General features: G+C 70.7%; 16 protein-coding genes and 1 pseudogene. 6 read left to right on the top strand and 11 right to left on the bottom strand.

Going from position 1 to position 19,165, the window contains the following annotated elements; genetic code table 11:
* Positions 1 to 67 precede the first annotated feature (67 nt).
* From ABZ260_RS24110 to ABZ260_RS24120, 3 genes are all read left to right on the top strand, one after another.
* Entirely contained in the window at positions 68 to 1,855 is a 1,788-nt protein-coding gene (locus tag ABZ260_RS24110; RefSeq protein ID WP_355621638.1) for a condensation domain-containing protein, read from the top strand.
* A gap of 87 nt (positions 1,856 to 1,942) precedes the next feature.
* On the top strand, positions 1,943 to 2,119 hold the full coding sequence (locus tag ABZ260_RS24115) for an MbtH family NRPS accessory protein (RefSeq protein ID WP_355621641.1): 177 nt from the start codon (positions 1,943 to 1,945) through the stop codon (positions 2,117 to 2,119).
* Positions 2,116 to 3,387 (top strand): Zn-dependent hydrolase, encoded by a 1,272-nt coding sequence (locus ABZ260_RS24120; protein WP_355621644.1) that lies wholly within the window; start codon positions 2,116 to 2,118, stop codon positions 3,385 to 3,387. The genes ABZ260_RS24115 and ABZ260_RS24120 overlap by 4 nt, the downstream gene beginning before the upstream one ends.
* Before the next feature lie 190 nt (positions 3,388 to 3,577).
* Here the strand turns inward: ABZ260_RS24120 and ABZ260_RS24125 are convergent, their stop codons facing one another.
* From ABZ260_RS24125 to ABZ260_RS24155, 7 genes are all read right to left on the bottom strand, one after another.
* Positions 3,578 to 6,751 carry a BTAD domain-containing putative transcriptional regulator gene (locus ABZ260_RS24125; protein WP_355621647.1) on the bottom strand — a complete coding sequence of 1,058 codons (3,174 nt, stop codon included), beginning with the start codon at positions 6,749 to 6,751 and terminating at the stop codon, positions 3,578 to 3,580.
* A gap of 455 nt (positions 6,752 to 7,206) precedes the next feature.
* A complete protein-coding gene (locus ABZ260_RS24130) occupies positions 7,207 to 7,647 on the bottom strand; it encodes a hypothetical protein (protein WP_355621650.1) in 441 nt (146 codons plus the stop codon).
* A gap of 225 nt (positions 7,648 to 7,872) precedes the next feature.
* A complete protein-coding gene (locus tag ABZ260_RS24135; protein WP_355621653.1) occupies positions 7,873 to 8,637 on the bottom strand; it encodes a glucose 1-dehydrogenase in 765 nt (254 codons plus the stop codon).
* Between the two features lie 58 nt (positions 8,638 to 8,695).
* On the bottom strand, positions 8,696 to 10,021 hold the full coding sequence (locus tag ABZ260_RS24140; protein ID WP_355621656.1) for an MFS transporter: 1,326 nt from the start codon (positions 10,019 to 10,021) through the stop codon (positions 8,696 to 8,698).
* Between the two features lie 75 nt (positions 10,022 to 10,096).
* Positions 10,097 to 10,675: a TetR/AcrR family transcriptional regulator gene (locus ABZ260_RS24145; protein WP_355621659.1), complete on the bottom strand. Its 579-nt coding sequence runs from the start codon at positions 10,673 to 10,675 to the stop codon at positions 10,097 to 10,099.
* A 90-nt stretch (positions 10,676 to 10,765) separates the two neighbouring features.
* Positions 10,766 to 11,848 (bottom strand): hypothetical protein, encoded by a 1,083-nt coding sequence (locus ABZ260_RS24150; RefSeq protein WP_355621662.1) that lies wholly within the window; start codon positions 11,846 to 11,848, stop codon positions 10,766 to 10,768.
* Between the two features lie 386 nt (positions 11,849 to 12,234).
* A complete protein-coding gene (locus ABZ260_RS24155; protein WP_355621665.1) occupies positions 12,235 to 12,909 on the bottom strand; it encodes a TetR/AcrR family transcriptional regulator in 675 nt (224 codons plus the stop codon).
* Positions 12,910 to 13,005: 96 nt separating this feature from the next.
* On the opposite strand from ABZ260_RS24155, the gene ABZ260_RS24160 reads away from it, so the two are divergent.
* A complete protein-coding gene (locus ABZ260_RS24160; protein ID WP_355621668.1) occupies positions 13,006 to 14,421 on the top strand; it encodes an MFS transporter in 1,416 nt (471 codons plus the stop codon).
* Between the two features lie 189 nt (positions 14,422 to 14,610).
* A complete protein-coding gene (locus ABZ260_RS24165) occupies positions 14,611 to 15,615 on the top strand; it encodes an LLM class flavin-dependent oxidoreductase (protein ID WP_355621671.1) in 1,005 nt (334 codons plus the stop codon).
* A 214-nt stretch (positions 15,616 to 15,829) separates the two neighbouring features.
* Here the strand turns inward: ABZ260_RS24165 and ABZ260_RS24170 are convergent, their stop codons facing one another.
* Both ABZ260_RS24170 and ABZ260_RS24175 read right to left on the bottom strand, forming a co-directional pair.
* Positions 15,830 to 16,633, bottom strand: coding sequence for an SAM-dependent methyltransferase (locus ABZ260_RS24170; RefSeq protein ID WP_355621674.1), 804 nt, complete (start codon positions 16,631 to 16,633; stop codon positions 15,830 to 15,832).
* A 358-nt stretch (positions 16,634 to 16,991) separates the two neighbouring features.
* The gene (locus ABZ260_RS24175; protein ID WP_355621677.1) at positions 16,992 to 17,432 is read right to left on the bottom strand and encodes a MerR family transcriptional regulator; all 441 of its coding nucleotides are present in this window, start codon (positions 17,430 to 17,432) and stop codon (positions 16,992 to 16,994) included.
* Positions 17,433 to 17,569: 137 nt separating this feature from the next.
* Between ABZ260_RS24175 and ABZ260_RS24180 the strand changes: the two genes are divergently transcribed.
* Entirely contained in the window at positions 17,570 to 18,304 is a 735-nt protein-coding gene (locus ABZ260_RS24180; protein WP_355621680.1) for an SDR family oxidoreductase, read from the top strand.
* A 63-nt stretch (positions 18,305 to 18,367) separates the two neighbouring features.
* Here the strand turns inward: ABZ260_RS24180 and ABZ260_RS24185 are convergent, their stop codons facing one another.
* Both ABZ260_RS24185 and ABZ260_RS24190 read right to left on the bottom strand, forming a co-directional pair.
* Positions 18,368 to 18,592 carry a hypothetical protein gene (locus tag ABZ260_RS24185; protein ID WP_355621683.1) on the bottom strand — a complete coding sequence of 75 codons (225 nt, stop codon included), beginning with the start codon at positions 18,590 to 18,592 and terminating at the stop codon, positions 18,368 to 18,370.
* 187 nt (positions 18,593 to 18,779) lie between these two features.
* Positions 18,780 to 19,055, bottom strand: a pseudogene (locus ABZ260_RS24190) (helix-turn-helix domain-containing protein); the annotation flags it as partial.
* Positions 19,056 to 19,165: the final 110 nt, after the last annotated feature.

A 19,165-nucleotide genomic window follows, 5' to 3' on the forward strand; every position in this document is an offset into this window, starting at 1 on the left:
AACCCCGCATTGACTTCGACGCAGGACTCGACCAAGTCGTGCGGTGGTACCGCGATCACCAGGACTGGTGGCGTCGACTGAAGAAAACCGATCGGCCGACCTGTTCGACGCGGACACGATCGCCTGGCTCGCCCAGGGCTACCTGCGGGTACTGGACTTCGCGGCCGGCGACCCCGGCCGTCCGGTGGCGGCCTTTGCCTGGGAGCCCCGTCCCGGTGCCGGAGCAGGGAGCGGGGACCCGGCCGCCGCGGCGGTGAGCCCTCCGGCGATCCCGCACGGCCCGGCCCCGCACGCGGGCGCCCCGGCCGGGAACACGGGCACGACCGGCCGGGTTCCGGCCGAGTTACTGGATGTCGTCACCACTGTCTGGAGTGAGGTGCTCGATCTGGAACCCGGCGAGATCGGCCCGGACGACGACTTCTTCGGCCTGGGCGGCCACTCGCTGGCCGCGGTCCAGGTGGCGATGCGGATCCAGGACCGGCTGGGCGTGCAGGTGTCGATCTCCGACGTCTTCCACCACCTGACCGCCGCCCAGCTGGCCGCCTGGCTGGCCGGTCCCGCCGGGACCGGGCCCCGCCCGCTGCCCAGGACGCCCGGCGCCGGATACCCGCTCTCCTACGCCCAGGAGAGCCTGTGGGTGCTGAACCACCTGGCCCCGGCGAGCCTCGCCTACAACGCGCCGCACGCGTTCCGGCTCCGTGGCCCCCTGGACGTCGAGGCGCTGGAGTGGGCGATCGAGCGGGTGGTCGCCCGGCACGAGTCGCTGCGCACCACGTTCACGATGACCAGGAAGGGGCCGGTACAGCGGGTGGCGGACCCGGCGCCGGTGCCGCTGCCGGTGGTGGAGACGGCCGACGCCGCCGGGCTCATCCTTCAGGAGTACCGCAGACCGTTCGACCTCGCCGGCGGCCCGCTGCTGCGGCCCGTCCTGTACCGGGTCTCCCCCACCGAGCACGTGCTGCTCGTCCTGGCGCACCACATCGTCTTCGACGGCTGGTCGACCGCGATCTTCTGGCGGGAGCTGTGCGCCCTCTACCGCAACCGGGTCGAGGGCTCGGCCGAACCGGCGCCGCCCGGCACCCATTACGTCGACTTCGCCGTCTGGGAACGCGAGTCGCTGACCGGTGAGCGGCTGTCCGGCCTGGTGGACTACTGGCGAAGGCAACTGGCGGGCGCACCGCGCACCGCGCTCCGCACCGACCTGCCCCGCCCCAGACGGCCGCTGTTCCAGGGCGCCCAGCACGCCTTCGAACTGCCCGTCGACGTACGCGGGCTGTGCCGCGCCACCGACACCACACCGCACATGGTCTACCTGGCCGCCTTCAAGGTCTGGCTGGCCCGCCGCACCGGTGTCTGGGACGTGACGGTCGGCTCGGTGGTGTCCGGCCGCTCCAGGAGCGAGGTCGCCGACCTGATCGGGCACTTCGTCAACACGGTGGCGGTCCGCACCCCGCTGGCCGGGGCGCACACCTTCACCGAGGTCGTCGGCCAGGTCCGGCAGAGCCTGCTGGGCGCCTACGAGCACCAGGAACTGCCGCTGTCGAAGCTGACCGCGGAACTGGGCAGGGACCGCAGGACCCCGTTCGACGTGCTGTTCACCCTGCACGACCGGCGCCTGCTGGAGTCGGCCGGCGACCGGCTGCCCGGGGTGACGGCCGACCGGCTGGTCATGCCGCTGGGCACCTCGCAGTTCGACCTGGCCCTGGAGGTCACCGACCTGGGCGGCCACGCGCGAGCGGTCCTGGAGTACGACACGGCACTGTTCCTTCCGGAGACGGTCGCCGCGATGGCCGGCGAGCTGGAGCGGTCGATCACCGCCCTGGTGTCCGGCCCCGGCCTTCCCCTTGCGAGATGACACCGCGTACCGCGCGGGCGGCGCGCTCCTCCCGGACGAGCGCCGTGCGGGACGACTCGACCACGATCGGTGACCTGGAGGTCTGACGTGAGCACCTACATAGTGGTGGTCAACCACGAGGAGCAGTACTCCATCTGGCCGCACGACCGGGCCCTGCCCGCCGGGTGGACCGCCACCGGAACCCTCGGCGGCCGGGACGACTGCCTGGCGCACATCGAGCGGGTCTGGACGGACATGCGCCCTAAATCCCTGCGTACGCCATGACCGTCCTGCAGGGGACCCGGCCCCGTGTCAACGCCGGGCGTCTGGTGGAGCAGGTGGCCGGGCTCGGCGCCATCGGCGCGGTGCCCGGCGGCGGGGTGACCCGGCTGGCGTTCACCCCCGCGGATGTGGAGGGCCGCGCCTACGTCGCGCGGCTCATGGAGGAGGCCGCGCTGGCCGTACGGATCGACGCGGCCGGCAACCTGATCGGCCGCCGCCCCGGTGCCGCGCCGGGGGCGCCCGCGCTGGTCCTGGGCTCGCACATCGACACGGTGCCGGACGGCGGCGCCTACGACGGGGCCTACGGGGTGCTGGCCGGCATCGAGGTGGCCAGGACCCTGCACGAGGAGGGCGTGCGGCTGAACCACCCGCTCGCGGTGGTGGCCTTCTGCGACGAGGAGGGCGCCCACGGGACGATGGGCATGCTGGGCTCGCACGGCTTCGCCGGGGTGCTGCCGCCCGGCGCGGCGCGCGCCCTGGACGATCGCGGCATCCCGGTCGCCGACCTGCTGGCCGCAGTCGGGGGCGACGCCGAGCGGCTGGCCGAGGCGGCCTGGTCACCCCGCGACATTGCCGCCTACCTGGAGCTGCACATCGAGCAGGGAGCGGTGCTGGAACGCCTGGACGTACCGATCGGGGTGGTGGAGACGATCACCGGGCGGGTGAACGTCTCGGTCACGGTCGACGGCGTGGCCGGGCACGCGGGCACCACGCCCATGGAGCACCGGGCGGACGCGCTGGACGGCGCCGCCCGGCTGGTACTGGCCGTGCGGGCCATCGCCGCCGACGAGCGGCTGGTGCTGCGCGCCACCACCGGGACATGCGCCGTCGAGCCCGGCATGTGGAACGTCGTCCCCGGCAGGGTCCGGCTGGGGGTGGAGTTCCGCGACACCTCGGCCGGGGCGCTGGACACGGCACTGGCGCGACTGTCCGAGGTCGCCGCCGAAGTGGCCGGCACGACCGGCACCCGCGTCACGGTCGTCCCCGGTGCGCGCACCTCTCCGGTCGACTGTGACGCGGGCCTGCGGGAGCTCATCGCCCGCGCCTCGGCCGAGCAGGGCCTGCCCTACCATCGCCTGCCCAGCGGCGCCGGCCACGACGCCCAGATCGTGGCGCGGATCGCGCCCGTCGGGATGATATTCGTGCCGAGCAGAGACGGGGTGAGCCACGCCCCCGGGGAGTACACCGCCCCCGAGCACCTGGCGTGGGGAGCGGACGTGCTGCTCACGGCGGTGCTGATGCGCGACGCGACCCCGGATATCAAGCGGTAGCCGATGTGATATCGACTCGATCGCGCCCCATTCTACGTTTGTCGCAGAACGAAAGAAGGAAAGAAAACACCACGGATGAATGAGGTTGAAAATGTCTCGGTGGATTACCTGGGTCGCGAAGGTCACCGCCACTGCCGCGCTCTTCACCCTGCCTGTGGCCGTCGTTCAGGGTACGATCACCGCAGCCTCGTCAGTCGCTCACATCACCGGCGACAGCACATGGACCTGATGATTCAGCGGAAATTCCCGATAAAGTGGCCAGTCGCGCCCTGATTCGCCGGTAATCCTCGGAATCGGTATCGGTGCAACAATCCAGGGCGCGATTCAGCGCATCGGAGGCGGCGGCCTCGTCCCCTTTGAGGATGAACACCTCCCCCAGCGCGGACAGTGCCCTGAACTGCCACAGCCGGGTATCCAGCTCGGTGGATATCTCGAAGGTCTCGAGCAGATAGGCCACCGCCTCGTCGAACCGGCCGCGCCGGGCGTGCAACTGGCCGAAGGCCAGGTGGATCCGCGCCTCCACGAAACGCTCGCGCACCCCCTGGGCGATGGCCAGCGCCTCGTCGAGACTCTCCACGGCGGCCTCCAGCCGGTTCTGGCGGACCTGTATCTCCCCCAGCCCACACAGGATGTACGCCTGCCCGATGTCGTCCTGCCGCTCCCTGACCAGGGCGAGCGCGGCCCGGGAGGTCGCCTCCGCCTCCCCCAGCCGATCCTGGCGCAGCAGTGTCTCCCCCAGCCTGTTGAGTATCTGCGCCTGACCCCGCTCACTGCCCAGCTGCCGGAAGACCTCCAGGGCCTGTCTCAACAGGGGTTCGGCGAGCTCCACCCTCCCCTGGTCGACGTGGACCTGGGCGATGCCGCCGAGCACGTGGGCCTCGGCGAAGCGGTCCCCGACCGCGGCGAAGATCCTCTTCGCGGTGAGGAACCCGTCGAGCGCCGTGTCGAAGCGGCCCGCGAGCCGGTCCAGCAGTGAGATGTTGCGCAGCGCCAGCGCCATCCCGTACGAGTCCTCAAGCCGCTCGAACAGCTCGCGCGCCGCCCACAGGCACTCGCCCGCCCGCTCCGGCACCTGCTGGAAGAGATACATGCTTCCCGTCGAGCAGAGAACGGCCGCCTCACCGCGCAGATCGCCGGCCCGGCGAGCGGCGGCGAGGGCCGTCTCATGGGTGGTGCGCCAGTCGTCGAAGTGGCTCCGGGCCTCGAACAGGGTGGTGGCGGTGACGGCGAGGTCCCAGCACAGCTCGGACGCGCCGAGGTGGGCGGCCTGGGAGACGGCGGCGACCAGGGCGCCGCGTTCGGCGTCCAGCCAGTCGAGTGGCCGCTCCAGGAGCTCGTCCGCGTCGGCCGGCCGCCACCGGGGCACCGCGCCGTGCAGCTGGGTGAAGGCCCCGCCGTACTCCCGCTGGTGTGCCTCCTCGGCCAGCACGAGCCAGCAGCTCAGGGCGCGGGTGACGGCGGCGAGCCGGTCCTCGGGCGGCTCCTCCTCATCGGCCCGCTCCCTGGCGTACAGCCGGACCAGGTCGTGGAAGCGGTAGCGGATCTGGTCGGCGCCGTCGGGGCCGAGCACCTCGACGAGCTGGGCGTCCACCAGCTGGTCGATCAGGTCCTCGGCGTCGAGGCCGTCGATGTCGAGCAACGCCGCACCCGCCCAGGAGGCGAAGTCGGGCGCCTCGAGCAGCCCCAGCCTGCGGAACATCAGCGCCGCCTCGGGGCTCAGGTCGCGGTAGCTGAGGGCGAAGCTGGCCCGTACGGTCAGCTGGCCGTAACTCAGCTCGTCCAGCCGGCGCCGCTCGTCGGCGAGACGCTTGGCCAGGCGGGCCGGGGTCCAGTACGAGCGGGCGGTGAGGCGGGCACCCACGATCCGCAGTGCCAGTGGCAGCCCGTCACACAGCTCGCCGAGCAGCGCGGCGGCCTTGGGGTCCTCGTCCATGACCACGGAGTCGGCGACCCCGGCGAGCAGCGCGGCGGAGTCCGCCGCGCCCAGCACCTCCAGATGGATCACGCTGGCGCCCTCCCTGGCGGCCAGGTCGCCCAGCGGGTCCCTGCTGGTCACGATCACACAGCAGGTGCCGGAGCCGGGCAGCAGCGGCCTGACCTGGTCGATGAACCGGGCGTTGTCCAGCAACAGCAGCACCTGACGCCTGCCGATGACGGTGCGCAGCAGGCCGGCGCGCTCGTCCAGGTCCTCGGGGATGCGCTCGCCGGCGATGCCGAAGGCCCGCAGGAAGCGGTCCATGACCGCGCCGGGGGTCAACGGCTGGGCGTTGAGGTCGTAGCCGCGCAGGTTCACGAAGAGCTGGCCGTCGGGGAAGCGGGAGGCGACCCGGTGCGCCCAGTGCACGGCGAGCCCCGACTTGCCGACCCCGCCCACCCCGGTGATGAGCGCGATGGTCAGCAACCCCTGGCCGATCCGTTTGTCCAGCAGGGCGTCCAACTCGGCGATCTCGGTGGTCCTGCCGACGAAGCAGGGCGCGTCCGCGGGCAGCTGCGCGGGCACCACCCCGTACTCGACCGGGACCACCGCAACGGGCTCCGCGGGCACGGGCTCCGATCCGGTGGCGGCCTCGGAGACGGGCACGCTCACCCGGACGGGTGCCGGGGTCAGCTCGGGGGCGTCGCGCAGGATGGCGTCGTGCAGGGCCTGCAGCTCGGTGCCCGGCTCGATGCCGAGCTCCTCGACGAGTTGCATCCGCCCGATCCGGTAGGTGTCGAGCGCCTCCGCCCGGCGCCCACACCGGTATCTGGCCAGCATCAGCTGGGCGCGCAGCCGCTCGCGCAGGGGGTTGGCGTCGACGAAGACGGCGAGGTCGTCGATCAGCTCCCGGTGCCGGCCGAGGGCGAGCTCCAGCTGGACGCGCTCCTCGGTCAGCGTCAGCTGGCGATCGTCCAGCCGTCGCGCCTCGGACTCGACGAACGCGCTCTCGATGCCGGCCAGAACCGGGCCGCGCCACAGACCGCACGCCTCGGCGAACAGCCGGGCGGCGCCGGAGAGGTCGCCGGCGCTCTCCGCGGCCCTCGCCTTGGCGGCGAGGCGCTCGGCGAGCAGGACATCGACCTGGGAGGGGTCGGCCTGCAGGATGTACCCGGGCGAGGAGGTACCGAGCAGGTTCGCCGGGGCGCCCGCCTCCAGGAAGGCCCGGCGGAGCCCGGAGACACAGATGACCACCTGGCTGCGGGCGGTGGGCGGCGGGTGCTCGCCCCATATCGCCCCGGCGAGCAGGTCGACGGGGGCGACCCGCCCCGCGCGCAGGATGAGCGTGGCGAGAATAATTCGCTGGCGTGACCCTCCGATCGAGACCCGTCGCTCACCTACCAGGACTTCAAGTGGACCGAGAACGCGAAACGACAGAGCAGTGTCCATGCGCCACCATCAGGGAGTGTCCGACTGCCCCTTGCGTAGGGTGAATTACTTATTCACGAAAAACACCATTTCAGCAGTATTTATCATGAGATGTCCAGTCTTATTTTGCAGGCGCAGCCGAACACGGCGCCACTTGCGGGATTGTTGGAGATTACAGCGACCGGACATCCGTATTCACGCCGAACGACGCAACCGGAACCACGAGGGACACTGGAAGAACACGGAGAGGCACGACAGACCCGGGCGATACCGGCGCCTCCTCAGAACTCCGCCCTCCGGTGCGAAGTGGTCACGCAGCAGGGCGATCCGCCCCTGAGGCAGAAGTTCTTTGACGCGCTCCCCGGCATGAAGGCCGGAGCACTGACCCGCATCCCGGTACCGGAGTCCCCGGCCGCCACTGACCGCCCACCCTGGTCACGGCTTGGGAGACTCCGGCCCGTGTCATCCGATCGGGTTCAGGCGGAGCCGACCTGGAGGCACTTCTTGAGCGCGTCCCTGGAGCTCTGATGCAGTGGCGTGACCTTCGAAAGCGCCGCGTCGCGCGCCTGCAGGTACTTGGCCCCGGCCGCGTTGTACGCCTCCATTGCCTTCGCGGTGGCGGGATCCGCCTCCGGCACGCCTGCCCCGAGCGGCTTCGGAGGCGTCTGCCGAGAGAGCTTGTCCACGTCCGCGGCGGCGCCGGCCTTAGCCAGGGCGTCATGGGCGGCCTTGACCTCCGGGACGGCCTCGACTCCTGCGATGGCGTCCTCGGCGTCCAGCAGCGCGAGATGCTCCTGGGCACACGCGGCCGGGGCGGGGACGACCGCGACGTCAGTGGTGGCGGCGGTGGCGGCGGTGGCCAGGGTGGCGAGAAGGCCGACGGCGACGAGCCCCGTCGCGGCGATGCGGATGTGCATGGCTACTCCCGTTGGTACTGAGGGTTGATCTGCACGTGACCTCATGCGCCGCGATGACCATGAGTAATCGCCGAGATACCCCAAGTTCACGCCAAGGATCGTGAGCACCGCGCACTCCCACGGCCCGAGCTGGGACATCGGCCACAATCCGCCACCGGCGACATGATGGGACGGCCCCCTCTCGGCCCACGTCCGAGAGGGGAAGACCACGCGCGCGTGACCCGGTCAGGCGGTGGCCCCGCCATCGACGACGAGGTCGTGACCGACGGCGAAACCCGCCTCGTCACAGGCCAGCCAGAGCACGGTGGCGGCGATCTCGTCGAGCGTGCCGACCCGTCCGAGGGGGATCGACGGCGTGATCCGGGCGTCGCGCCGCTCGCGGGTCTCACCGGGCAGGTAGGACATCGGCCCGTCGGAGGCGCCGGGGCTGATGGCATTGATACGGATGCCGTCGCCGATGTGATCGCGAGCGGCAGCACGGGTCAGGGTGCTCACGCCGGCCTTGGAGGTGGCATAGGAGCCCAGCCAGGGGAGCCGGCCGTGCGCACCGATGTTGGAGGCGGTGTTGACGATCGCGCCGCCGCCGTGGGCGCGCATGTGCTGGATCTCGTACTTCATCGAGAGGAAGACGCCGGTCAGGTTGACATCCAGAACCCGCCGCCAGGTCTCGGTGTCGAGGTCGGCGACCGGGGCGGCCTGGCCGAAGATCCCGGCGTTGTTGTGAGCGATGTGGAGGCCGCCGTGGCGCTCCACGGTGGTCGCGACCATACGGGCGACATCGTCTTCCACGGTGACGTCGGCGGTGACGAAACTCGCGCGCCCGCCCTCCTGCTCGATCAGCTTGACGGTCCGGGCAAGCTCGTCGGCACTACGCCCGGCCACTACGACGGTGGCGCCGTCGCGGGCGAAGGCCCGCGCGGTGGCGTGGCCTATGCCGGTGCCGCCACCGGTGACGAGGGCGACCTTGCCGTGGAATCGGCTACTGCTCATCTGACGCGTTCTCCTCTGATATTCGGGTGATATTCGGGTATTCGGATGTGTCGACGGGTTACCTGCGGACGCGTGGCCGCAGAAGCGCGGCGGCGAGCAGGGCGGCAAGGGCGAAGGTGCAGGCTGCCACCCCCAAGGCGAAGCCGTAGCCGCCCGCGTGTCCCGACGCCACGACCACCAGGGCGGCGAGCCCGGCCGTCGGCCCTACCTCCATGGCGGTGTTGACGACGCCTCCGGCGAGCCCGGCCTGCTTCTCCGGCACGTCGTCGACCACCGTCACGGTCGCTCCGGCGAAGGTCAGCCCTACGCCCAGCGGCAGGACCAGCAGCCCGGCCGCGAGAAGGACACCGTCGAGCGCGGAGACCAGCGCCAGCCCCACGGTGGCCACGAACAGGCCGACGACCAGCAGCACCCGGGGGCCGTAACGGGCGGACAGCCGTCCGGCGACCGCCCCGGTGGCCATGAGCACCAGGCCGTACGGAAGAAAGACGGCCAAGGTCAGCAGTGGGCTCAGTCCGCGGTCCTGCTGGAGGTGCAGGGAGAGGAAGAACATGCTGCCGGCCATGCCCGCGGAGGCGAGCACGATGGCCGCCAGGGCCACGACGCGGGGCCGCGAGGCGAAGAAGGAGAGCGGCACCAGGGGTGCGGCCGCACGAGATTCGGCCAGCACGAAGACGATCAGCAGGAGTGCGCCGAGGGCGATGCGGGCCACGGAACCTCCCAGCAGCCCGTAGCTCAGCATCGACAAACCGCCGACCGCCAGAAGCGCGCCGAAGACGTCCAGGAGGCCGCGCCGCACGGGGCCGTCGGAGGGCAGCAGCCGGGAGGCGACGGCGAGCGCGGGCAGGGAGAGGGCCACCAGCACGGCGAACGCCCATCGCCACGAAGCCCATTGCGCGATGATCCCGGACAGGAACATGCCGAGGATCGCGCCGACGCCGGACAGCCCACCCCATGCGGCCAGGGCACGAGCGCGCCGGGACGGGTCGGGGAAGAGGGCGGGCAGCAGTGCCATCGCGGCGGGCGCGGCCAAGGCGGCGCCGATTCCCTGGGCGAAGCGGGCGAGGACCAGCGGCCCGAAACCCGGCGCCAGGAGGGCTGCGGCCGAGGCGCATCCGAACAACCCCACCCCCAGTAGGAAGAGCCGCCGCCGCCCGTACAGATCCGCCAGCCGTCCCCCGAGCAGGAGCAGCCCGCTGAACGACAGCCCGTACGCGCTACTGACCAGGGCCAGTTCGCCACGATCCAGGCCGAGTTCGTACTGCACCGCGGGCAAGGCCACGGAGATCACAGTGATGCCGCAGATCAGCAGCATCTGGACGGCGCCAAGCAGCGCGAAGGCCGGACCGGTACGCGTTACGGAGCCGATCGGAAGGGCAGGCACGGCACCTCATTATTTGACCAATCGTTCTATTATTTGAGCAGCGAAAACCGAACTCGTCGGCGGGCGGGCCGCGGATCAGGCGAGAACGGACAGGGCCTGCTCCGCGGTGTCACGCAACCGGGCAGGGTCGCTCGAACCCTTGCCGATGACACGCATGCCCTGCATCAGGGTCAGCAGGAAGCGGGCCAGCGCCCGCGGGTTCTTCTCCGCCGTCAGCTCGCCCTGGGCGCGGGCCCTGGCCAGCGCCGAGGTCAGGGTCGCCTCGACGAAGTCCCAGCTCGCCTCGACCCGCCGGGCCAGCGTCTGGTCGTGCGGCGCCAGCTCCACGGCGGTGTTCACCACCAGGCAGCCACGGCGAAGCTCGTCCTGTGCGGCCTCCTCCGCATAGCGCTCGACCAGCGCCCGCACGGCGGGCAGCACGGGGCCGGGCTGGGAGAGCAGGCCGACGAAGTCGATGCCGTTCTCCAGGTAGCGGTCGTACGCCTTCAGGTAAAGCTCTCGCTTGCCGCCGAACGTCGCGTAGAGGCTCGCCCTGCCGATCCCCAGATGCTCGACCAGGTCGGCCATCGAGGTCGCCTCATAGCCCTTTTCCCAGAAGAGCTCCATGGCCCGCTGCAACACCGCGTCCGGATCGAACTCCTTGGTTCTCGCCATGACCGAGAACGTACCCTTTATTAGAACGATCAGTCAATTTTGGGTGGCACGACGGGGGAACCGTCGCGCTCTCCCGGCCTTCGAGCCCGATCAGGGCAGGCCGTTCCTGCTCTTGTAGTCGTTCCAGACCTGTACGCAGTAGGCGTAGCGCCAGTCGCCGGAGGGCAGGTGGCGGCAGGCGTAGGCGGCGCTGATGCCGGCGGCGCTCCCGCCCCCGGCACTTGGATCCGACGGCCTGCTTCTGGACGCCGAGGGCGAAGGCGACCTGGCGTCCGGGGCACCCGTCCTGGCCGTACGGGGCTGCGACCGGGCCTTCCGCACCCCGGAGCGCGACCGCCCCGATGCGGCGCTTCCGGCGTTCCCCCGGGTGCCGGCGGCGCCTCCTGCGGCATTGCCCGCTCCCCGGCCGGTGCTTCCGGTCACCGGCGCGGCGTTTCCGGCCTCTCCCGACCTGGTGCCGGTCCGCGCGGAGCCTCGCCCCTCCCCGCTCTCGCGGTGCCGCTCCACCCGCTTGACCCATTCGTTGCCGGACCTTCCGGCAGGGCCGGAAAGGGCTCGCTCCGCCGGCATGACCCGCACCGGGTCCCGGCGCGGCGCCTTCCTCCGCCCGGCCGCCCTCCCCTTGCCCGCCGAGGTCTTCCGCTCCTCCCCGGAGGCCTCCGCCCCGGCCGCCGCCGGGGCTCGCGGTGGCGTGAACACCATGTCGTGATCCGCGAGGAGGCGCTCCGCGGGAGGCGCGGGCACCGTGCTCGCGGTGGGCGTCCCGGCCCACGGGGACCAGCCGGACGACCAGACGCCGACCCCTGCGGCGACGAGGAACCCGGCGACCAGCGCCGGCCCCAGGAGCTGGTCGCGCGAGAGCCTCGACCACGGCCGCCGCCAGGGACTGGGCGGCGGGGGCATCGAGAACGGCCTGCTGTCGAGGTATGTCCAGGAGCGGCGGGCCGGTGACCGGACGGCGTCGTCACCCGCCTCCTCGTCCTTCCGGTGCCGCGCGGTCCTGTGGGGTGCCGGCGCTTCCTCCTGCCACTGCCCATCGGGCTCGGGGAGGGTCGCGGGTCCGGCGGAGCGAGGAGGATCAGGTGGCCGGAGCCACGAGTCGCTGTACGGCATGCGCCCTCGCGGTCTGGCGTTGAGGCCGTGGCCGTGAGTCCGATCATGCTCACCGTACATCTCGCCTCCCGTATCGCGTCCGACCTCCCCCAGCCTGGCAAAAATCACACACTGTATGCGGCCCATGACAGTACGGTCTTACCGATCTGTTATCAGCAGCAGGCCGCAAAGATAAAGAAATACGCTGAAAGACCGGCCTCGCCGGTAAAGACGAGAACCGCCCACGCTCCGGCGGGACCCGGATTCAGCGGCCGGAAGCCCGTACTCGGGCGATCAAGGTTCCAGGTGACGCGGCACCGGCGCCCTCGGCCCAGGGAATTCGATGGCGTGACGAACACCGCCGGGGCATCGAAGTCCACGATTCCACGGTCAGCCGGGGAACTACGAGAATTCCGGCCGGCAGGAGGTCCCGTACCGGACCCCCGGCGTGCCGCGCGACGGGATGCTCAGGACTCGCGGGGGCGGCGGGACGAGCGGCGTCTGGCCGGAGCGGCGAAGGCGCGCAGGAACGTGCGCACGCCGTCGCGGACCGCGTCGGCGAGGTCGTCAGGACTGACCGGACGGGTGCCCAGCGCGGACAGCGCCGGAAGGTTGCCCGCGACGAGCGCCATGAACTGGCCGGCCGCGACCGCCGGATCGTCGATCTCCAGATGGCCCCGGTTCGCCAGGCCGGCCAGCCGGCCGGCGAGCACGTTCAGCGCGGGGATGCCGCCGCGGGCGACCACCTCGTCGTAGAGGTCGGGCAGGCGCGCGGCCTCGGCGTACAGCAGCCGCTGCAGCGCCCAGCCCTCCTCGCTGAGCTGGCACTCGACCATGAGGTGGCCGACCCTCTCCAGCTCACCGGCGAGGTCGGCGCCGTCGTCGGGGAGGGTGGCGAACGCGGCGATGATCCTGGCCGTCGACCGGTCGGCGCTGTCCCGCATGACCGTGCGGAACAGGGTCTCCTTGTCGTGGAAGTGGTTGTAGACGGTGGGCTTGGCGACCCCCGCGAGGCTCGCGATCGCGTCGATGTTCGCCTGGGCGTAGCCCTCCTGGGAGAAGACCTTCACGGCGGCGTCCAGGATCGCCGTCCGCTTGTCGATCCGTCCCCGGCCCGACGGCGCGCGTTCGATGGTGGTCACTTTTCGAGGTTACTCCAGTCATGGCCGCATCCGGCTTGCCAATTTGAACGTATGAGTTCAAAATAACGTTCACTCAAGTAAGAATTGGAGGCCCAGATGACCACCGAGGTCAACACCGGCGACTCCCCGGGCCAGGTCTCGCCCGCACGGGGCCTGGGCCTGGTCCTGGCCGCGATCGTCGGCTGCGAGTTCATGCTGCAACTCGACGGCACCATCGTGACCGTCGCCCTGCCGGACCTTCAGCACGATCTCGGCCTGTCCGCGGCCGCCCTGTCCTGGGTGGTCAACGCCTTCCTGCTGCCCTTCGGCGGCGTACTCCTGCTGGGCGGGCGGCTGGGCGACCTGCTCGGTCACCGAACGGTCTTCCTGTCCGGGACGGCCCTGCTCGCGGCGGCGTCCCTGCTCGCCGGGCTCGCCCCCGACATCGGCTGGCTGCTCACGGGCCGGGCGCTGCAGGGGGTCGGCGCGGCGCTGGCCGGCCCCGCGGGGCTGGCCCTGCTGTCCATCACCTACGCCGGAGAGCGGCAGCAACGGGCGTTCGGCGTCTACTCCACGGTGGCGGGCCTGGCCGCGGCAGCCGGGATGGTCCTGGGCGGCGTGCTGACCTGGGCCGCGGACTGGCGCTGGACCCTGCTGGTCAACGTGCCCGTCGGACTCGCCATCGTCGCGCTCGGCGCGCGGACGATCGCGCCCGCCGGGCGCACCGCCACCCGCCAGGCCCTCGACCTGCCGGGAGCACTGCTGTCGGTGCTGGGCATGACCGCGGTCGTCCACGCTTTCGTGCGCGCCGCCGAGGAGGGATGGCGGGACACGGTCACGCTCGCCTCCCTGGCCGGCGGCGTGGTGGTACTGGCCGCGTTCGCGTTCCTGGAGTCGCGCGTCGCCTCGCCCACCCTGCCACCCCGGGTGTTCACCCACCGGGCCAGGGCCGGCGCCTTCCTCAACCTGGTACTGCTCGCCTCCGTGCTGACCGGCTTCCTGTTCTTCCTGACCCAGTTCCTGCAGCGGAGCCTGGGCCTGAGCCCACTGCTCACCGGCCTGGCCTTCCTGCCGTACGGGATCGCCCTGCTGGTGACGGCCAGATCCGCGCCCAAACTGATCGCCAGGGCGGGCGGCCCGAAGAACCTGGCCGTCGTCGGCCTGGCGCTCATCGTGGTCGCCGCCCTCTGGCTGAGCGGGGTGCGCGCGGGCGGCGAGTACCTGACCGCGGTGCTCGGCCCACTCGTGATCATGGGCGTGGGCGCCGGTTCCGCGATCGTCCCGCTCAACATCATCATCCTGTCCGAGACCCCGGCCGAGGACGCGGGGATCACCTCTGGCGTCCTGCAGGCGTCACTGGCGCTGGGCGGCTCGCTCGGACTGGCCGCGCTGCTCACCGTGTTCGCCGGCGGGGACGACGTCGCGGCCGGGATGTCCCGGGCCTCCACCGCCTCCGCCGTCGTCGCCGGGCTGGCGGTCGTCGTCAGCCTGGTGGCCTGGTTCCTGCCGTCCCAGAACAAGGCAGCCGGCTAGATTGAACGCATGAGTTCAATAATTTTGTGATCGAGGCATGACATGGCCATCGGCCACGCTCCCCCGGGTCCGCACGCGTTCGGCGCCTCCTGGGCGGCACGGAAGGCCAGACCCGCTCAAGCCCCCAACACGCCTGCCGGTGCCGGGCCCGGGCGAGCGACGTTGACCCCACGAACGGAGAACATCCCGATGACAGATCTGTCCGGCGTCCGCCTGTCGGTGCTCGACACCGTCCCCGTCTGGCGAGGGTCGTCGGCGACCCAGTCCCTGCGTAACTCGACGGACCTCGCCCGCCGGGTGGAGCGGCTCGGCTACACGCGCTACTGGGTCGCCGAACACCACAACACGCCGTGTCTGGCCACGTCGGTCCCGCCCGTGCTGATCGCGCAGATCGCCTCCGCCACCAGCACGATCCGGGTCGGCTCCGGCGGGGTGCTGCTGCCCAACCACGCGCCACTGACGGTGGCCGAGCAGTTCGGGACACTGGAGGCGTTCCACCCTGGCCGCATCGACCTCGGCATCGGCCGGGCATCGGGCACCGACCCGGCCGCCGCCCACCTGCTGCGACGGGGCCTGCCATCCGCCGAGGAGGGCTTCCCCGACCAACTCGGCGAACTGCTGGGCTACCTCGCCCCCGGGGAACCGTCCTCCGACGTGCGCGCCGTCCCACGACCGGAGACCCGCCCGCCCGTGTACCTGCTGGGCACCAGCACCTCCAGCGCCCGCTTCGCCGGAGCGCTCGGCCTGCCGTACGCCTACGCCCACCAGATCAACCCGGCCGGTACGGTGGCCGCGCTGCAGGCCTACCGCAACGCCTTCGAGCCGTCGACGTGGCTGGACCACCCGTACACGATCGTCGCCCCCACCGTGATCGCCGCCGACTCCGACGAGCGCGCCCGGTGGCTGGCGCGGGGCTATGCCGTGGGCCGGCTCCTGCTCCGCACCGAGGACCGCTTCACGCTCTTTCCCACCGCCGAGGAGGCCGAGCGCCACTCGCTCACCCCCTCGGGCGAGCGGTTCGTCCGCGAACACCTCGACCCGCAGATCATCGGCGGCCCCGGCACCGTACGCGACCGGCTCACCGAGCTCGTCGAACACAGCGGAGCCGACGAACTGATGGCCCTGACCATGGTCTCGGACCATGAGGCGCGGGTGCGCTCCTACGAGCTGCTGGCCGAGCTGGCGCGCGCCTGACCAGCGCCGCTTCCGGCCCTTCACGTCCCCGTCGAAGGATCGCGCGGGTCGCAGGGGACGGTGCGGGTCGTCACCGTTTCCTGCGACGACCCTCGCCCTTTACAATGTAGATTTATAAAAATCCCCGACGTGACCTTCCCGCCGATACGTGGTGCCGTGTTGGGGCGGTCGGCCCGGCTGTCTGGCGCGAAGTTCGGCCGGGGCAACCGCGGGACTATCGCTTGTAGGCGATCCCGCCGTACATGAGCCGCTGGCCCACGGTCAGCTGCGCCGGGACCGGCCCGTCGGGTCGCCACAGGGGCAGCGCGACAACACCCGGTTCGAGCAACTCGAACCCGTCGAAGAACGCGGTGATCTCCTCCGGCGTCCGGAACCGGCCGGTGCCGAGCAGCGCGAGGAACTTCTGCTCCGCGTCACGGGAGTCCTGGCTGGAGGCGCAGAAGTGGGTGATGAAGAGGTAGCTGCCCGATGGGACCGCCGCCATGTAGGCCTCGACGATTCCCCGGGGGTCGTCGTCGTCGTGCAGGTGGTGCAGGACCCCGACCAGCATCACGCCCACCGGCCGGTCGCGGTCGATGAGCCGCTTTACCGCCGGGTCGGCGAGGATCGCCTCGGTGTCGCGCAGGTCGGAGGTGACCACCGCCGTACGGTCGTTCTCCGCCAGCAGCGCCCGGCCGTGGGCCAGCACCATCGGGTCGTTGTCGACGTAGACGACCCGCGCCTCGGGATTCGCGCCCTGGGCGACCTGGTGGGTGTTCTCCACCGTCGGCAGCCCCGAGCCGAGGTCGATGAACTGGGTGACGCCCTGCTCCGCCAGGAACCGCACCCCCCGGCCGAGGATCTGACGGTTGTAGGTCGCCACGTCGTAGATCTCGGGGACGATCTTCACGATCTCCGCGACGAAGGCCCTGTCGACCTCGAAGTTGTCCTTGCCGTTGAGGACGACGTCATAGGCCCTGGCGATGCTGGGCCTGGTCGTGTCGATGCCGGCGTCCCGCTCATCCCTCTGGTCGGTCACTTGGGGTCCTTCCTCGCGATCTCCGGGCGATGCGAGTGATCATAGGACCAGAAGCACCACCAAAGCGGCTTTTCCCATGACCAGAGCCACGTATCCGGACATCCCCAATGCGAGCAGCCGAGCCCACCGAAATTTGCCATGAGAGCCTGGGGCTGACATATGGAAGACGGTGGTGCGTCGTAGGCTGCTGGTCGTGATCAGGGCTGTGGTGTTCGACGTCGGCGAGTGTCTGGTGGACGAGACGCGTGAGTACTGAATCGCCCCGGGTTCGGTGGAGACTTTGATGTACCCCGAGTTCGGTGGAGTCGGCTTGGTTGACTCTCATGCCGACTGGACGTTCGGATAGAGCATCTCGTACTCAATGGGGGTGAGCATCCCCAGGGCACTGTGTCGTCGTTGCGTCGGTAGCGCTGTACGGCGCCCAGGCGGGTTCGCGGAGAGCGGGGCAATGTTCGGGGGTTGGATGGTTCGCGGTGTCGATGATGTCGTCGAGGGCGTCACGCGCGGCGGCGAGGTCGGCCATGGCGGCGGTGATGCGGTTGCGCTCGGCCGCCAGCAGCTCGAACACCTCGGGGGAGCCGTGCCCGGTGTCGACACAGGGCAGCAGCTGCAGGATGGTGCGGCTGGGCAGGCCTGCGGTGAAGAACTGCTGGATCAGCCGGACACGTTCGACGGCCGACTCGGGGTAGGTCCGTTGACCGTTGGGGGTGCGTTCCGGGGCGAGCAGACCCTGCTCTTCGTAGTAGCGGAGAGCTCTGGTGCTGACCCCCGCCCGGTGCGCGACATCGCCTATCCGCATCTGCATCCTCCTCTGACTCTGACTTCGCGATTCTCGGCTTGACCTTGACGTCAACGTGAACTCTTAGGGTAGTCGAAGCCGGGCCGGATGCGGCCCCGCCGAAACCCGAGAAGGCCTACGCAGGAAGCAAGGAACCCATGAATATCGCCGACCAGATCGCCCTTGTCACCGGATCCAACCGCGGTATCGGCCGTCAGTTCGTGCTCGAGCTGCTTGAGCGCGGGGTGAGCAAGGTGTACGCGACGACCCGCCGCTCCGAGAGCCTCGAGGGCCTCTACTTCGACGACAGCCGGGTGGTGCCGCTGCGACTCGATCTGCTCGACCACGAGTCCGTCGTTACGGCCGCGGCGGCCGCGCGCGATGTGACGCTCCTCATCAACAACGCCGGCATCGTGACCGGCGCCCCCCTCGTCACTGGCGACCTCACCGAAGTGCGCCGCGAGATGGATACGCACTTCTGGGGCACGCTCGACGTGATCCGCGAGTTCAGTCCCGTCCTCGCGGCGAACGGCGGCGGCGCGATCGTGAACGTGCTGTCGGCGCTGTCTTGGTTCGCCGCCCCCGGCACCGGCTCGTACTCCGCCGCCAAGGCCGCCGAATGGAACATGACCAACGGCGTGCGCCTCGAGCTCGCCGCTCAGGACACGTTGGTTCAGGGTGTCCTCCTCGGCGCTGCCGACACGGACATGTCGTCCGGCTACGACGGACCCAAGATCGATCCCCGTGATGTCCCGCGCCTGTCGCTCGACGGCTTGGCCGCCGGGTCGCTCGAGGTGATCGTCGATGACTGGACCGCGATGGTGAAGGCATCGCTCGCGGGCGACCCCGCCCCGTTTTACACGCAGATCACCGAGCTGCTCGGCGCCAGCTGAGCAACTCGGCAGGCACCTTCTTTCGCGAGATCGCACTTCAGCTTGCCCCTAGTGCTGCGTTCCTCATAGCAAGTAGACGAACTTGCGGCGCAGGGTGCGGGGCTGCGAGGGCGGTCGTCCCCGGATCCAGGGATGGGCGTGGGCGTTGAGCTGGGCGGTGGCGAGGGTGACCGCGTGTGCGATCTCGGTGGTGTCGGCGAAGGTCTGCCCGGCGAACGCCGCCTTGCGCAGCAGCCGCCACCAGCCCTCGGCCAGGTTCAGCCGGCAGGCCTTGATCGGGATGAACACCTGGCGGATCCGCGGATGGCGCAGCGGCCATTGGCGGACCTTCCAGCTGGAATGGCTGGAGGAGGTTGTCGGTGATGACCACGATCGGGCCACGTCGGTTAGCCCTGGCGATCTGCTGAAGTAGCCCGATCCAGCCGTCGCTGTTGCGCGAGGGTGCGCAGAAGGTGAGCTCGATGCCCTGCGCGCGAGCGGCGGCGGTCAGGCTGTCCAGCGTCCACTCGGCGGGGCCGGCCTCCTTGTCTGCGGCCAGGTCCCCGGCCTCGTCGCAGACCAGCCGTCCGGGCGGGGTCGAGCGCGCCGGCGCGATGAGCTGTCCGCGTTCGAGCTCGGTGATGCGTGGTTTGCGGCCTGCCCCGGGTCGGTCGCCCAGTCCGGCCAGGCCTTCGGCGTTGAAGCACTCGATCCGCTCGCGCACGGTCTGCATGTGACAGCCCAGCTTGGCCGCGATGGCGCTGGTGCGCAGCCCCTGCCGGCTGAAGCCTTGCGGCGTACCCGCTCGTCCGACCTATCGCATCGGCATGAGAGCCGGGAATTCGAGGATCAGCCCGCCCGCCATCAGGGCGATTCCGAGAA

It is taken from the genome of Streptosporangium sp. NPDC006013, from assembly GCF_040614275.1.
GTDB lineage: Bacteria > Actinomycetota > Actinomycetes > Streptosporangiales > Streptosporangiaceae > Streptosporangium.